Origin of the sequence: Longitalea luteola, from assembly GCF_017356035.1 — a bacterium.
Lineage (GTDB): Bacteria > Bacteroidota > Bacteroidia > Chitinophagales > Chitinophagaceae > Niastella > Niastella luteola.
This window is the reverse complement of the sequence record NZ_JAFIQX010000001.1, coordinates 40,851-57,316: the sequence shown is the minus strand read 5'-3', so window position 1 is coordinate 57,316 and position 16,466 is coordinate 40,851. Positions and strand designations below refer to the sequence as shown.

Genomic DNA, 16,466 nt, shown 5'->3' with positions numbered 1-16,466 from the left:
TTGAGCGTTAAAACGCCAAATGCTTAATGCAGAACGCCGAACACAAAGTCTGGTATCAAAGCCTGCTTGTCTTCTGGCAGCGTCAAAAATCACGGACACTAGCGTTGAGCGTTAAGCCTTAAGCGTTAAGCGTATATTATGCGTGTTTTTGCGTAGCATATGGCTATTTTTTTGATAATATTGCGCAACCGTTTGCGGAATACGGCAACACAACATATTTAACTCGAAACACATAACTCAAAACACAACAGAAAACTGTTGGCTCAACACTTAATATTAAACTAAAACCCTGTAATTATGTGCGGAATTGTAGCATATATAGGACATAAGCAAGCTTACCCGATCATCCTGAAAGGATTAAAAAGACTCGAATACCGCGGATACGACAGTTCCGGTGTTGCCCTGTTAAATGGCGGTTTGAATGTATATAAGAAAAAAGGTAAAGTAGCCGACCTGGAAGAAACACTGGTTGGTAAAGATCTTCAGGCAAATATCGGGATAGGCCACACCCGGTGGGCCACCCATGGTGAACCCTGCGATCGCAACGCTCATCCGCATGTATCTGAAAATGGTAAACTGGCCATGATCCATAACGGTATCATTGAAAATTATAACCAGTTAAAAAGTGAGCTGCAAAAGAAAGGTTACAATTTCATCAGCGATACCGATACTGAAGTACTGTTGAAATTCATTGAAGACATTCAGTTGAACAACCAATGCAGCCTCGAAGAAGCAGTACGCGTGGCCCTGAAACGCGTAGTAGGCGCTTATGTGATCATCCTCATCGACCAGGACAATCCCGATACCCTTATTGCAGCCCGCAAGGGAAGTCCGCTGGTAATTGGCATCGGCAAGAACCGCGATGAACATTTCCTTGCATCTGACGCTTCTCCCATTATAGAGTACACAAAAACGGTAGTATATGTTAACGACTATGAGCTGGCTATCATTAAACCCGATGAACTGGTTTTAAAGAACCTGGGTAATGAAAAGATAACACCATTCGTACAACAGCTCGACCTGGAACTGGCAGCCATTGAAAAAGGCGGTTACGATCATTTCATGTTAAAAGAGATCTTTGAGCAACCCAGCACGGTGTTCGATTGCTTACGTGGCCGGGTAGATGCAGCCAACGGTACCATCACCATGTCGGGTGTTACAAGCAATATTGACCAACTGAAAAATGCCCAGCGGATTATCATCATCGCCTGTGGCACCAGCTGGCATGCCGGGTTGATAGCAGAATACATCTTTGAAGAATTATGCCGTATTCCGGTTGAAGTGGAATATGCATCGGAGTTCCGCTATCGCAATCCCGTCGTTCAAAAAGGCGACGTGATCATTGCCGTATCTCAAAGTGGTGAAACCGCCGACACGCTGGTAGCTATTGAAAAAGCCAAAGAGCAGGGCGCGCTCATCTTCGGTATTGTGAATGTGGTAGGTTCCTCTATTGCCCGCGTATCACACGCCGGCGCCTATACGCACGCCGGTCCGGAAATTGGCGTTGCCAGTACCAAAGCATTTACTGCACAGCTCGCTGTACTAACCATCATTGCTTTGCAACTCGCTTATGAAAAAGGCACCCTCGACAATAAACGCTACCTGCATTTATTGAACGAATTACAGGCTATCCCTGAAAAAATACCTGCCGCCTTGCAACAGGCAGAAGAAGTTAAACAACTGGCTTATAAATATAAAGATGCGCGTGATTTCCTGTACCTGGGCCGCGGCTACAATTTCCCCATTGCCCTGGAAGGCGCGTTAAAGCTGAAGGAAATTTCATATATTCATGCAGAAGGTTATCCAGCTGCAGAAATGAAACACGGCCCCATCGCACTGGTTGATGAAAATCTGCCGGTAGTGTTTGTAGCCACTAAAGACTCTTACCACGAAAAGATCATCAGCAATATTCAGGAGATTAAAGCCCGGAAAGGAAAAGTTATAGCCGTGATCACTGAAGGAGACGACGTAATTACCAAAATGGCTGATGATGTAATTGAAGTGCCGGCTGCCGATGAGCTCGTTGCCCCCATGCTCAGTGTAATTCCATTACAGTTGCTGGCCTATTATATTGGCGTTGCTAAAGGACTGGATGTAGATAAACCGAGAAATTTAGCCAAGTCGGTAACTGTAGAGTAATCGGTATAAAGAACCATACATGATTATATGAATGAGGCTGGTAGCAAGTAGGGAGTGGCAAGTAGGAATTCCACTGGCTATTTACTACAAACTACTGGCTTCTCATTTTTAACAGGCCTCTTCCTTCCTTACAAATCTCATTAATAGCTATTGCAACAATTATAGTTTATGAATGAAATCAATCGCAAACCGCTCAATACATTAGGGTACGACTTCATTCCGGCACCTTATTTACCCAAGGGAAAAGATGAATATTACCTGCGCAATAAACAGGTAAAGAACGGCATCCACTACCGGCATTTATCAGCGTATGAAATTGAAGTGCTGGTGCGCAACCGCAATACGTCAGACAACTGGAACAACCTGCTGGTATCAAATGCATTCAATCCGGAACTGGTGCAGAACTGCAAGTTCTTTGGCCTGGTACGCATTGGTAAACTGGAACCTTATTACCTCGAATATCATAATCTTCGCCGGCCGGTAGGCTTCTACAACAGCACCGTTATCAGCTGCGACTTTGGCGACAATGTAGTTGTAGATAATGTAAATTATATTTCGCATTATATCATCGGCAACGACGTGATGCTGGTAAACTGTAATGAGATTGCCACTACCGATCATTCCAAATTCGGTAATGGTATCCTGAAAGAAGGGGAACCGGAGAACATCCGCATCTGGATGGAATTATGCAACGAAAATGCAGGCCGCAGCATTCTGCCATTCGATGGCATACTGCCTGGTGATGCTTTTTTATGGACCTACTTCCGCGACGATGGTAAACTGTTAAATCGTTTCAAGGAATTTACAGAAAAGAAATTCGATGCACTTCGTGGTTACTACGGCACTATTGGCGACAGGACCGTTATCAAGAACTGCCGCATTATTAAAGATGTAAAGATCGGGTCCGATGCTTATTTGAAAGGCGCCAACAAAATAAAAAATGTAACCATCAACTCTTCGAGTGAGGCCAATACCCAGGTTGGTGAAGGTTGTGAACTGGTGAATGGAATTATCGGTTACGGATGCCGGCTGTTCTATGGCGTAAAAGCCGTTCGCTTTGTACTGGCCTCGCATTCACAGCTCAAATATGGCGCCCGGTTGATCAACTCGTACCTGGGTGATAACTCCACGATCTCCTGTTGCGAAGTGTTGAATTCCCTGATCTTTCCTTCGCATGAACAACACCATAATAATTCATTTCTATGTGCCGCGCTCATACAGGGACAAAGCAATATGGCAGCAGGTGCAACCGTAGGTTCTAACCACAACAGCCGCAGCCCGGACGGAGAGATCGTTGCGGGCCGTGGCTTCTGGCCAGGATTGTGTGTTAGCCTGAAGCACAACTCAAAGTTTGCCTGCTTTTCAATACTGGCTAAAGGCGATTACCCGGCGGAATTAAATATTCCGATCCCCTTCTCGCTCATCAGCAATGATATCAGCAAAGACCAACTGGTAGTGATGCCGGCCTATTGGTTCATGTATAATATGTATGCGCTGGCCCGCAACTCCTGGAAGTATACGGATCGTGATAAACGCATTGATAAAACCCAGCACCTGGAGTTTAATTTTCTGGCGCCGGATACCATTAACGATGTGTTACAGGCATTGCCTTTATTACAAAAATTCACGGGCAAAGCCTGGTTGAAGCGCGAAGGCAATCAAAAAAAGATGACCGATGATGAGATCATTGCCATTGGTCAGGCACTGCTCGACACGAATGATCCCGTAGTGAACGAGCTGGTTATCCTGGCTGATAATTTCGAAAATACCCGCCGCCCCGTACGTGTGTTGAAAGTGATGCGGGCCTATCACCTGTTCCGGGAGCTGGTAATGTTTTACCTGTCGCAGCAGTTGCTGGAGCACATCAGCCTCAACAACATTAAAACGCATGAGCAATTGATAGAAAGCCTGCCTTCAAAAGCAGCCATTGCGCAGTGGATGAACGTTGGCGGACAATTGATCCTTCGTTCAGAGATCGATAAGCTGAACAAACAGATCGTTGCAGGCAAGATCAAGGACTGGGAAGCAGTACATGCGTTTTATGTTCAGCAAGGCAAAAACTACCCCATGGAAAAGCTGGCCCATGCCATGGCCGCTGTAAAAGAGGTGTTTGATATCAATTTGAAAAAAGCCAGTCCGGCCATCATCAAAAGCCTGTTGCATCAAAGCATTACTACCAAAGAATGGATGGTGAAAGAGATATACGAATCACGCGCCAAGGATTATCGCAATCCTTTCCGCAAGATGGTCTATGAAAATCAGGAAGCCATGAACAAGGTAGTGGGTAAGCTGGAAGACAACAGCTTTATAAAACAGGAACAAAAAGCCCTGGAAGACTACAAGAAAGAAATACAACAGCTGGTTACCAAATTGAAATTAGACAAACCAAATAAATTAAAGGTCGCATAAAAGCACCAGGATGAGACGGGGCTGCATCAAAGCTGATGCAGCCTTTTTTATTTAGGTTCCTGATGGATTTAGGTAGCCATTTCAACGATTTTCCGGGCTGGGATATTCAATGAGTGCTTTCGCTTCTCGCCGGTTTAGCTACTTTATATAAACAAACCGCAATACATTTGAAGATCCTTTAGGCGTAAAAGCACGTATATTATAAACGCCAGCCGGTAATGAGGGCACCTCGAGCGGTAAATAGTTCAGGCCCTTTTCAATGACAACATTCCTTACATTAACAATGACGCCGCTATTATTTACGATATAAACCATTGCCTGCGTTTTATGGGACGCCTCGCACGTAAGTAACTGGGCGTTGGAGAAGTTAACGGCCAGCAATTGTAACGGGCCGGTATTATTATTTATAGCATTATTACGGCTTACCGGCCTTATAATATCGTTCAATGCAAGCGGCCCTTCTACAGGAACACTACTGCCCAGGGTAAAAAGATCGGGAATTGCGTTCCAGGAAGCCACTGTATTACTCACAATGGACCCACGCGAACCGGGCGAACCGGTAAATGCGGTATTTCCAGCATTAATCCAAACTTTGTTATCAAGTTTGGCAACTCTTGCTGTTGTAAGATCGGTTCCCACGCCACTGTTAGGCCCATTAAAAGATAACTCAACCAATGCAGCAGTGGAAGCAGTGGCATCTGCCTGAACTGTCCAGTATCCCATTTGGCTAATTTGACTGATGCCCGAACCATAGGTATTACTGATCTGTTGTGGATTGCTGTTAAAAAATTCCACATTGAAATGGCCGTTCGCATTTTTCAATGCCAGCCATCGCATGGTACCGTCTTTCCCAACAGGAAATAAAAAATGAGTGGCAGCCGACAAACCTTCTTTTCGAAGCGGGCCATCAATAAAGCTGTTGTTCGACAAACTATCAACCACAATACTGCAACCAGCAAGTAAGGTAAGGCTATTAGCAGCCGAGGTAACTATTCTTCCCTTCGTCAGGTTTAACTTATAAGGTAATGACCATGGTGAGCTGAGCGTAGCCATGGCTGCATTATTCATTTTTATGGCAACATTGTCTTTTATAGCGCCTTTACAATCGATCTGTTGGTTGGCATTACCGCTGAATACTATTTCAGGAAAGGAAGTGCCCGTTTCATAAATTAAACCGGTGGCGGATTGCATGAAATGCCGGTTAATAACAGTTACCAGTGAACGGGCTGCGTTGCCTAGGTTGATGGTTCCACCCTGCTGGATCAGATCGCGATCTATAAACAGCGTGTCAGAAAAATTAAGGCTAAGGGTTACTCCGGCCGAAACATGCAGGTCGCTTCTTACCCTGACTGTATTAACTCCTGAAGCGGTGTAGGTTACTGCGCCATTTCTGGCATTGGACGAAAGCATCAGTTTGCCATAGGTGCGCCCGCTCAGTGACAATGTGCTGGACGCGGAAGGGATGTCGAAGTCAAATATTCCCTCTTCTGTACCAGGCGCTCGTGACAAGACCGCAACAATAGCGGCATGACTTCCTGAATTGTTTTGTACATACCGGCCACCATTGTTAATTTTCAGGGAATCGGCGATTTCAACGGGCAAACCGTTGTCAGCGCCTGAAGCATTCCTGAAGATGCCACCGTTGCCGATCACCATTCCGTACATGGCGCCGGAAAGTTTAAAAGCCGGAATGGCTGTATTGGTTGAAGGCAGTACCAATTCAATAGTTTGACCAGCCGCTGGCGTAATAGTTATTGATCTTATGTGAACACTGGTACTATCACCCGGCAAGCTAACCGTATAACCGCCTGCGATAAATGTATTATCCAAGATCACATCATCCGTAATAGCGGGGAGTACATTGCCGGCCCAGTTGCTTGCGGTCATCCATTGGCCGTCGCCGGCCTCGCCATCCCACCGAAGTTGAGCGTATGAAGCATTAATGAGTAGAACAAAAAGAAGCAGTGGCTGCAAAGTAAGCAACAATTTTCTCGTATACATAACAGTAAAGTTTATGCTACTTTGTTGGAGCCAGTAGATCGAAGGTAAATAAATAATTATTTCAAGCAGTAAAATAATTATAATTTTTTCGAATATCTGTTAGGGTAACAAATATCTATAGGCATGAATATAGTTTTGCACCGAAGCCAGTGCTAAAACTATACTCATACTACTGTAATAGCTTATTTTTTTCTAAAGAAAATACGGACAGGCACGCCTGTGAATTTAAAATGCTGCCGCAGCTGGTTCTCGAGATAATTCTTATAGGGCTGCTTTACATCGTCGGGAAAATTACAGAAGAAAGCGAACGATGGCACCTGGGTGGGTAACTGTGTTACATACTTAATACGTATGGGATTACCGCGAACAACAGGCGGCTGGTAAGCGGCTATAGCTTTCAGCATCGTATCGTTCAGTTCTGAAGTAGGCACTTTCCGTTGTTTGTTATCATACACTTCCAGTGCCATTTCAATGGCTTTATGAATACGCAGTTTTTCCAGCGCAGAAATAAAAATGATAGGCACATCGGTGAATGGCGCTATGCGTTTCTTCAATTCATTTTCATAATCGCGGGCTGTATTGGTGGCCTTCTCCATCATATCCCATTTATTCACCAACAGCACAATCCCTTTTCCTTTACGCACGGCCAGACTGAAAATGTTCAGGTCCTGCTGTGTAATGCCTTTCTCGGCATCCAGTAATAACAAACATACATCAGCTTCGTCCATAGCTTTAATGGCCCTGATGACCGAGTAGAACTCAAGATCTTCATGCACTTTGGTCTTACGGCGGATCCCGGCTGTATCGATCAGAATAAATTCTTTCTGGAATAAATTATAATGGGTATGTATGGTATCGCGGGTTGTACCGGCAATATCGCTTACGATGGTACGCTCCTGCCCTATCAACGCATTCAGCAGCGAGGACTTCCCTACATTCGGCTGGCCGATAATGGCAAACTTAGGCAGGGCTTCAGCAGCTTCCACAGCGGCAACCTGTTCCTCTGTGATCAGGGCAGAAACCGCATCGAGCAATTCGCCCGTACCACTACCGCTCATAGAAGAAAGGAAAAAGATATTATCAAAGCCCAGTCCGTAAAACTCGGTAGCTTCGAGCAGCCGTTCATGGTTGTCGACCTTATTTACTACGAGGAATACGGGTTTGGCGGTGCGGCGTAACACATCGGCCATGGATTCATCGAGGTCGGTAATGCCGGTGGCAGCGTCTACCATGAACAATATGGCATTAGCTTCTTCCACGGCGATCATCACCTGTTTGGCGATCTCTTTTTCAAAGACCTCCTCACTTTCGGGAACGAAACCGCCGGTATCGATGATGTTGAACGTTTTACCATTCCAGTCGGCCACACCATACTGCCGGTCGCGGGTAACACCGCTCACATCATCCACGATTGCTTTACGCTGCTCAAGCAAGCGGTTAAAAAAGGTGCTTTTCCCTACATTGGGTCTTCCTACTATTGCTACTGTAAAACCTGCCATAATGTTGCTCAAATATTATTAGTGATAGCCGTATTCTTTTAACATGTAATCATTATCGCGCCACTTAGGCCGCACTTTCACAAACAGTTCCAGAAACACTTTTTGTCCGAGGAACTGTTCAATGTCCTTTCTTGCTTCGGTTCCCAGTTGCCTGATCATTTTTCCACCCTGGCCCAGTAAAATGCCTTTCTGGGTTTCGCGGTTCACTATTATATCTGCACTGATCTTTACCAGCGAAGACTTTTCTTTGAACTCGTTCACAATAACAGTGGTATGATAGGGAATTTCTTCCTGATACAGATAAAAGATCTTTTCCCGGATCATTTCCGCGCAAAAGAAGCGGGTGGGCAGATCGGTCATCTCATCGCCTTCGAAAAAAGGCGGGTTATCGGGCAAAAACTTCAGGATGGCCTGGATGAGGTCCTGCAAGCCGGTTTTCTGGAGGGCTGAGGTGCCGACAATTGCCTTGCAATAAGGTTTGGAACCAAAGAAAGCGAACACTTCTTCTTTCTTACTGTTAGAGGCCTCATCGAGTTTATTGATCACGATGATGGCCGGAACCTTCAAACGCAAGGCTTCAAAAATGGCATTGACTTCTTCATGATTATCATTTACATCGACCATTAACAGGGCCACGTCGGTATCTTCGAGGGCCTGTTTTACGGCCTGCATCATTTTTTCCTGGAGTTTGTATTTAGGTTCAATGATGCCGGGGGTGTCGGAAAAGATGATCTGGTAATCAGGTTCGGTTAGAATGCCTTTGATGCGGTGGCGGGTAGTTTGCACCTTGGGGGATACAATAGCCAGCTTTTCGCCCATCAGAGCGTTGAGCAAGGTGCTTTTGCCCGCGTTGGGGCGCCCGAAAATGCTAACAAAACCCGCTTTCATTTGACATTAAAATTCCTGCAAAGGTAGAAGATTAAAATTTGTTTGGTGGCAATGATTTATATCTTTATCTTTGCAACCCAATTAACGAACAAGGGTCAGCAGCGAAGGGGTGAAAATGAGAAGGTTAATGTTGAAATGCTGAGTTTGAGGTGCGAAAGAAAAGTTAATTGTTAGTTCTTGATTAAAAGTGAAATTATTATATCGCGCGGTAGAGCAGCGGTAGCTCGTCGGGCTCATATCCGCCGGCTGGCGGACGCAAGTTTGAAACAAGTTCTTTTAGATAAAACAGTTAAAAAATATTATATCGCGCGGTAGAGCAGCGGTAGCTCGTCGGGCTCATATCCGCCGGCTGGCGGACGCAAGTTCGAAACAAGTTCTTTTAGATAAAACAGTTAAAAAATATTATATCGCGCGGTAGAGCAGCGGTAGCTCGTCGGGCTCATATCCGCCGGCTGGCGGACGCAAGTTCGAAACAAGTTCTTTTAGATAAAACAGTTAAAAAATATTATATCGCGCGGTAGAGCAGCGGTAGCTCGTCGGGCTCATAACCCGAAGGTCGCAAGTTCGATCCTTGCCCGCGCAACTTTGGAAAGGCTTCTGGTAACAGGAGCCTTTTTTTATGTATATAGTCTACGTTCTATATTCTGTACAATTTGACAAAATCTATGTTGGGTTTACCAACAATCTCGAGAACCGATTTAAATCTCATAACGAACTCGGCACCAAAGGCTGGACAATCAAATTCAGGCCCTGGACAATTCTTCATACGGAAACATTTAACGACAAATCAAGTGCGATGAAGCGAGAGCGGCAGTTAAAATCTGCTGGTGGCAGAGCTTTTATACGCGAACTTCTACAACAACGATCTCAGTAGCGCTCATATCCGCCGGCTGGCGGACGCAAGTTCGATCCTTGCCCGCGCAACTTTGGAAAGGCTTCTGGTAACAGGAGCCTTTTTTTATGTATATAGTCTACGTTCTATATTCTGTACAATTTGACAAAATCTATGTTGGGTTTACCAACAATCTCGAGAACCGATTTAAATCTCATAACGAACTCGGCACCAAAGGCTGGACAATCAAATTCAGGCCCTGGACAATTCTTCATACGGAAACATTTAACGACAAATCAAGTGCGATGAAGCGAGAGCGGCAGTTAAAATCTGCTGGTGGCAGAGCTTTTATACGCGAACTTCTACAACAACGATCTCAGTAGCGCTCATATCCGCCGGCTGGCGGACGCAAGTTCGATCCTTGCCCGCGCAACCTTGGAAAGGCTTCTGGTAACAGGAGCTTTTTTTTATGTATATAGTCTACGTTCTATATTCTGTACAATTTGACAAAATCTATGTTGGGTTTACCAACAATCCCGAGAACCGATTTAAATCTCATAACGAACCCGGCACCAAAGGCTGGACAATCAAATTCAGGCCCTGGACAATTCTTCATACGGAAACATTTAACGACAAATCAAGTGCGATGAAGCGAGAGCGGCAGTTAAAATCTGCTGGCGGCAGAGCTTTTATACGCGAACTTCTACAACAACGATCTCAGTAGCGCTCATATCCGCCGGCTGGCGGACGCAAGTTCGATCCTTGCCCGCGCAACCTTGGAAAGGCTTCTGGTAACAGGAGCCTTTTTTATTACATTTAATAGAAACGAAGCTTATCCTCTTTTTGAAATACTTCCACCGCCACTGGCCGATTTATATTTTATCACCGGGTTTCCCTTGTAGTTCACATCACTGCCGCCACTGGCCTCTGCGGCCATCTCTTTATTAACGGTTATAGTAGCATCACTGCCGCCACTGACTTCCAAAATGGCGTAGTCAGCAATTAAACTGTACCCCTTAAAATCACTGCCACCGCTGGCATCTACCTTTACATTCACGGCACTTCCTTTGATGTGCACGTCAGATCCACCGCTTTGATGAACAGTAAGATCAGTAACCGCCATTTCACCGTTAAAATCACTTCCGCCCGTTAAGGATAGATCCAGTTTATCAAGGGTCAATTTTCCCTTAACAATAATATCCGACCCGCCCGAAGCGCGAAGTTTTGAGATAGTTCTTATCGCCACATACGCGGTCAGTTTCTTATTCCTCCAGTTCCATCCCTTGTCCAAAAAAATCTTCAGCTCCCCATCTTCAACAATGGTTTTTATTCTGGCCCGATCGCCAATCTCAGCTGCGCTTACTGCCACCCCTTCCTCTGTTCCGGGAGACAGGTACAGGTCAATCCCATCTGACACCTTTATGGCCTGGAAACCTCCTACCGTGCGTTTTTCCACGTTGGCGTCATAGATCACCTTCTCCTGGCTAAATGCCACAAGACTGATTAACAACAATGTAGGCGTTAAAAGGGCCTTCAACATAGCGCTCATTTGTTGGTGAAACGGGCAAAGCGGTGAATATGTTACAATATCCTTAAAAAAATAATGTTCGTATCTTTGCCCGCTATTCTTTAAAAATATAGATTTTCAGTTTCCCGGGGTGCTTTCCCGCCGCAGGCGGAGATCGCTGAGAAAATACCCGTAGAACCTGATCAGGGTAATGCCTGCGCAGGGAAGGTAGCTCCGTTATTTGTCTACGCTTCGCTTTCGCAGCATTTCTCTCAAACCATTTTTTCAACAAAGAGATCCGGATGAATGAACCGATACAGGCGCATCGCATATGGATCAAAAACAAGGGAATTACACATGAAAAAAATGCTTTTGGGGATTTGCTATCTGTTGCTAACTCAATGCCTGGTGGCTCAAATCAGTGGAAAAGTTACGGATGCTTCCTCGATGCCTATCGCCGCTGCTACTGTAGAGCTGAGCAATGGAATGAGTACGCTCACCAATGAAAACGGTTTTTTTGAATTCAGAAAGATCAGACCCGGTAATTATACATTGCATGTTACTTCCGTGGGCTTTCAGGGAATTGATCAACAGGTAACTGCTGGTAATACGATTGATATCAAACTGGAAAGGGTCAATCTTTTTTTGCAACCGGTTGAAATAAAAGCCACCCGCGCCGCTGATAAATCGCCTTTCACCAAAAACAATCTTTCAAAAAAAGACATTGAAAAGCTCAACCTTGGGCAGGATCTGCCTTTTATTCTGAATCAAACGCCATCTGTGATCGTTAATTCCGATGCTGGCAACGGCGTGGGTTATACCGGAATCCGCGTCAGGGGTAGTGATGCAACACGCATCAATATGACACTTAATGGCATCCCGTACAACGATGCGGAATCACAGGGAACATTCTTTGTGAATCTGCCTGATTTTACTTCGTCGGTAAACAGCATACAGGTGCAACGTGGTGTAGGTACTTCGTCGAACGGTGCTGCCGCTTTTGGCGCTACCATTAATCTGAGCACCAATGAAACGAATACTACTCCCTATGCGGAAGTAAACAATAGCTATGGTTCCTTCAATACCTGGAAACACACCGTTAAGGCAGGGAGCGGATTGATCAACGATCACTTTACCATCGATGCCCGCGTTTCCAGGATCTCCAGCGATGGCTATATTGACCGCGCCACCAGTTCGCTGAAATCATTTTACCTGTCGGGCGCTTATTTAAACAAGAATACCTCCATTCGCCTGAATGTATTCTCAGGTAATGAAAAGACCTACCAGGCCTGGAATGGTATTCCGGAGGCCAAATTGAGAAACAATGATTCGGCCCTGCTGGCCCATTATTATAACAACCTTGGCCCTGGATATTTATATGTGACTCCTCAGGATTCGGCTAATCTTTTCGCATCCGACCCCAGGAAGTACAATTATTTTACGTATGCCAACCAAACGGATAACTACCAGCAGGACCATTACCAGTTATTCCTTAACCATGATTTCAATGGCAGGCTGGCCGTTAATACGGCCTTCTTCTTAACGCGGGGTAGAGGCTATTATGAAGAATTCAAGCCACAAAGCAGTTACAGCGACTACGGATTGAATGATCTGATATTTGGCAATGACACCATTCGCTCAACGGACCTGGTTCAGCAAAAATGGCTGGATAACTACTTTTATGGGCAGATCTTCTCTGTACAATACAAGGAAGGTAATAACCAACTCATCATTGGCGGCGGCTGGAACCGGTATGATGGCAAACATTATGGCAAAGTGATATGGTCTGAAAAAGGTGGCATTCCCATGGATTACCATTGGTATAATACGGACGCCTACAAAACGGATGTGAACGCCTATGCCAAATACCAAGTGGCATTAAGTGAAAACCTGCAGGGCTTTGTTGACCTGCAATACCGCCGGGTATTATACTATATTGGCGGATTCAGTAAAAATCCGACGCTTTTCTTACGTAATACATGGGATTTCTTTAATCCCAAAGTGGGTCTCGTATATACAAAAAACAACTACCAGTTATATGCTTCCTATTCCCAGGGCAACAAAGAACCCAACCGGAATGATTTTGAAGCCGGCATCGACCAACAGCCAAAACCTGAAAAGCTGCACGATTTTGAATTGGGTGTAGAAAGAAAATCCAGCGATTATAATTGGGCGGCTACCGTTTATTATATGCTGTATAAAGATCAACTGGTGTTAACCGGTAAGATCAATAACGTAGGTGAGTACACCCGCACCAATGTTCCTGACAGTTATCGTATGGGTATAGAACTGCAAGGCGGCATTCGGTTTACTCATTGGCTGAATGCAGTTGGGAATATAACGTTGAGCAAAAATCAGATCAAAGACTTTACTGAGTATTATGATGATTATGATAACGGCGGTCAAAAAGACACTGCACACGGCAATACCGACATTGCATTTTCGCCGGCTATTGTTGCATCGGGTATGTTGAATATTATTCCCTGTGCTAATGTTGAGATCAGTCTGCCCGCAAAATATGCAGGTCGTCAATATCTCGATAATACCTCCGATAAAAGACGCAGCCTTGCTCCTTATTTTGTGCAGGATGCGCGGATCAGCTATACACTGCGTAAAGCCCTGTTTAAAGAAACTACTTTTATTGTTCAGGTGAACAATGTTTTCAATAAGAAATATGAGCCCAATGGCTATACGTACAGTTACCAGTATGGCGGCTCAGTGATCACTGAGAATTTTTATTATCCCATGGCGGGCACCAATTTCATGGTGGGATTGAATGTGAAGTTGTAAGTGCTGAAAAAGCCTGTAAACAAAGAACCCCGACGGTATCGCCGGGGTTCTTTGTTTACATAGATCGCTTTTTGAAGGATGCTGTTTTATCATAAATACACTGTAGACAATAACTTTTTAATCAAATATCTCGAACACAACAGTATATGGAAATTGCTTTAATCTGCCCTGACGAACAGGCTCTTCATAAAAGGTCCCGCGCTACGGCTGTGCAGCCGCACTATCCACCATCTGTCTAACCGGCTTTTCTGCCTGCACCCAAAGATCAATGATCTGGCCCTGGCGAATACGGTTTATATTTCCATTGGGCGTAAAGTGATCGGGCGCCTGCCTGTAAACAAACCAGTTGGGATCTGCACCCTGCGGCTGGGTGGTACCGGTGGTAAATCCGTTTGCCTCCAATACGGTTTTTGCTTCATTTAAAGTAAGACCGATCAGATCAGGTACTTCTAACAGCTCTGAACCGGTACCACGTCCCAATACCAGTACGATGCCGCTGCCCATCGGTATTTTGGTGCCCTCTTTAATTGGCTGCCCTTTATAATGTTGTTCAAGTACCAGGTCGCGGGCAAAATAAGGTGCATAGATCGTGTCTTCCAGTTTCAGCTTTTGTTGCTGTATGGTGATCTGTGCACTGCGAAAGCTTTGTCCGGTCAGCTTGGGCATGTCTATATCAGGCGCTGCATCGCGATTAATGGTCAGGTAAACCGTACGGTTCATCTTTACCTTCGTTTCAGCATTGGGAAACTGTTTTACAACCGATAAAAGCGCAGCGGTATCGTTATAAACAGTATCCTGTATCTCTACTTCGAACCCCTGTCCTTCGAGTAACTTTTTCGCTTCTTCAAATGACTTGCCGGTTACCGATGGTACAGGCAATGTCTTATCATGGCGGGTGATCCATGATAATGACTGAAAGAAAAGAAAGAACAATACTAACAAGATGCCAATACCCAGGAGGATATTCGCCCAAAGCGGTTTTCCGGTAATGAATTTAAACACAGGTGGTATTTGAATGATTATAAATCAGGACACTTAAGGTGAATGGTGAATGGTCAATGGTGAATGGCTCGCGACAGTTAAAACTAACAACTATCTTGCGCCGCTCAAATTCTTTTGCCTGTTTGCCTTGCCCGGCGTAGCCTTGGCGAAGGTAGGCCTTCTGCCCTTTGCCTTCAGCCTTTTGCCTTCTGCCCATTCACATCGCCTATTGATTCGAACCAAATTTCGACTGCCAGGCCAGCATCCCGCCTGCCAGGTTCTTTGTATTGGTAAACCCAAGCGTTTCCAGGATCATGGCAGCCTGACCACTACGGTTACCACTGCGGCAATAAACGATCACTTCTTCATTCTTCAGGTTGTTCAGTTCATCAACCTGCATCATTTGCACCTGTCCCAGGGGCACATGGGCGCCGCCAATATTGAACTCAGCACGCTCATGGGGCTCACGCACATCTACGAGATTCAGTTGCTCGCCTCTGTCAAGACGCTCTTTTACTTCTTCAGGAGTTATATTTTGCATAAACGCTTATTTAAATAATTATTGTTGTTGCGGTTGCTCGCCGGGTGCAGGTACAACAGGCACTTTCATTGGCTTGTCGGCCTGCAGCCACAGGTCAACAGACTGCCCCTGGCGAATACGGTTTACCCGGCCATCAGGGGTCATGTATTCAGGGGCCTGGCGGCCAACATAGGCATTCGGGTCAATGCCCGGTATCACCGTTCCTACATTCAGGCCATTCGACTCCAGCAATACTTTGGCATCATTGTAAGTGAGTCCAACGAGGTCGGGTACACTAAAATCTTCCTGTCCCAAACCGCTGCCAAGTACCAGTACTATTGCACTACCCTGCGGAATTTTTGTTCCGGCCTTAATACGTTCGCCGTTATATTGTTGCTCCAGAACCGAGTTCTTGGCGAAATCGGCGCGATAAACCGTGTCTTCCAGCTTCAACCCGTATTGATTCATTGAGATCTCTGCACTGCGGAAGCTCAGTCCTTCCAGGTTCGGCATTTCAATAAGCGGTGCTACAGCTTTGTTAACAGTGAGATAAACGGTACGGTTTACTTTTACCACCGCTTCGGCTTCAGGGAACTGCCGTAACACTGACAAAGGTTTTGCCGTGTCATTATAAACGGAATCCTGTAATTCTACTTCAAATCCTTTGCTTTCCAGTATTTGGCGGGCTTCTGCAAACGGTTTTCCAGTTACGCCAGGAATGGTAAGGGTTTTGTCATGCCTGGTAATCCAGTGTAGCGATTGCAGGAACACAACTACCAGTAAAATAACAATACCTATTCCTGTTAGTATGTGCACCCAAAGGGGTTTCCCTGTCATGAATTTAAACAAGGTAGTATCTGTTTGTTTTCGTGAATCGTGAAACGGCAATCGTGAAACGTG

13 protein-coding genes, 1 tRNA gene and 1 riboswitch are annotated in these 16,466 nt (G+C 45.3%); of the genes, 7 read left to right on the top strand and 7 right to left on the bottom strand.

The features are described from left to right. Positions 1-297: 297 nt before the first annotated feature. A complete protein-coding gene (gene glmS / locus JUB15_RS00270; RefSeq protein ID WP_207510236.1) occupies positions 298-2,139 on the top strand; it encodes a glutamine--fructose-6-phosphate transaminase (isomerizing) in 1,842 nt (613 codons plus the stop codon). Between the two features lie 168 nt (positions 2,140-2,307). Beyond that, positions 2,308-4,548 (top strand): DUF4954 family protein, encoded by a 2,241-nt coding sequence (locus tag JUB15_RS00265; protein WP_207510235.1) that lies wholly within the window; start codon positions 2,308-2,310, stop codon positions 4,546-4,548. A 138-nt stretch (positions 4,549-4,686) separates the two neighbouring features. On the opposite strand, the gene JUB15_RS00260 is transcribed toward JUB15_RS00265, so the two are convergent. From JUB15_RS00260 to era, 3 genes are all read right to left on the bottom strand, one after another. Continuing rightward, a complete protein-coding gene (locus tag JUB15_RS00260) occupies positions 4,687-6,549 on the bottom strand; it encodes a hypothetical protein (RefSeq protein WP_207510234.1) in 1,863 nt (620 codons plus the stop codon). Positions 6,550-6,731: 182 nt separating this feature from the next. Next, positions 6,732-8,048 carry a ribosome biogenesis GTPase Der gene (gene der / locus JUB15_RS00255; RefSeq protein ID WP_207510233.1) on the bottom strand — a complete coding sequence of 439 codons (1,317 nt, stop codon included), beginning with the start codon at positions 8,046-8,048 and terminating at the stop codon, positions 6,732-6,734. An 18-nt stretch (positions 8,049-8,066) separates the two neighbouring features. After that, a complete protein-coding gene (gene era, locus JUB15_RS00250; RefSeq protein WP_207510232.1) occupies positions 8,067-8,936 on the bottom strand; it encodes a GTPase Era in 870 nt (289 codons plus the stop codon). Between the two features lie 511 nt (positions 8,937-9,447). Here era and JUB15_RS00245 point away from each other — a divergent pair. The 4 genes from JUB15_RS00245 to JUB15_RS00230 all read left to right on the top strand — a co-directional run bounded on the left by JUB15_RS00245 (position 9,448) and on the right by JUB15_RS00230 (position 10,492). After that, positions 9,448-9,519 (top strand) — tRNA-Met (locus JUB15_RS00245). 36 nt (positions 9,520-9,555) lie between these two features. After that, a complete protein-coding gene (locus JUB15_RS00240; RefSeq protein ID WP_207510231.1) occupies positions 9,556-9,810 on the top strand; it encodes a GIY-YIG nuclease family protein in 255 nt (84 codons plus the stop codon). A gap of 86 nt (positions 9,811-9,896) precedes the next feature. Further along, the gene (locus JUB15_RS00235; RefSeq protein WP_207510231.1) at positions 9,897-10,151 is read left to right on the top strand and encodes a GIY-YIG nuclease family protein; all 255 of its coding nucleotides are present in this window, start codon (positions 9,897-9,899) and stop codon (positions 10,149-10,151) included. A gap of 86 nt (positions 10,152-10,237) precedes the next feature. Next, positions 10,238-10,492, top strand: a complete 255-nt coding sequence (locus tag JUB15_RS00230) for a GIY-YIG nuclease family protein (RefSeq protein ID WP_207510230.1) — start codon at positions 10,238-10,240, stop codon at positions 10,490-10,492. A gap of 108 nt (positions 10,493-10,600) precedes the next feature. Here the strand turns inward: JUB15_RS00230 and JUB15_RS00225 are convergent, their stop codons facing one another. Beyond that, a complete protein-coding gene (locus JUB15_RS00225) occupies positions 10,601-11,308 on the bottom strand; it encodes a head GIN domain-containing protein (protein ID WP_207510229.1) in 708 nt (235 codons plus the stop codon). 104 nt (positions 11,309-11,412) lie between these two features. Further along, a riboswitch (TPP riboswitch) is annotated at positions 11,413-11,519 on the top strand. 113 nt (positions 11,520-11,632) lie between these two features. On the opposite strand from JUB15_RS00225, the gene JUB15_RS00220 reads away from it, so the two are divergent. Beyond that, the gene (locus JUB15_RS00220) at positions 11,633-14,065 is read left to right on the top strand and encodes a TonB-dependent receptor (protein ID WP_207510228.1); all 2,433 of its coding nucleotides are present in this window, start codon (positions 11,633-11,635) and stop codon (positions 14,063-14,065) included. Positions 14,066-14,266: 201 nt separating this feature from the next. On the opposite strand, the gene JUB15_RS00215 is transcribed toward JUB15_RS00220, so the two are convergent. The 3 genes from JUB15_RS00215 to JUB15_RS00205 form a co-directional block, all read right to left on the bottom strand. Further along, a complete protein-coding gene (locus JUB15_RS00215; RefSeq protein WP_207510227.1) occupies positions 14,267-15,067 on the bottom strand; it encodes a PASTA domain-containing protein in 801 nt (266 codons plus the stop codon). A 205-nt stretch (positions 15,068-15,272) separates the two neighbouring features. Then, positions 15,273-15,587 (bottom strand): rhodanese-like domain-containing protein, encoded by a 315-nt coding sequence (locus JUB15_RS00210; RefSeq protein ID WP_207510226.1) that lies wholly within the window; start codon positions 15,585-15,587, stop codon positions 15,273-15,275. Positions 15,588-15,605: 18 nt separating this feature from the next. Then, positions 15,606-16,403, bottom strand: coding sequence for a PASTA domain-containing protein (locus JUB15_RS00205; protein WP_207510225.1), 798 nt, complete (start codon positions 16,401-16,403; stop codon positions 15,606-15,608). Positions 16,404-16,466 lie beyond the last annotated feature (63 nt).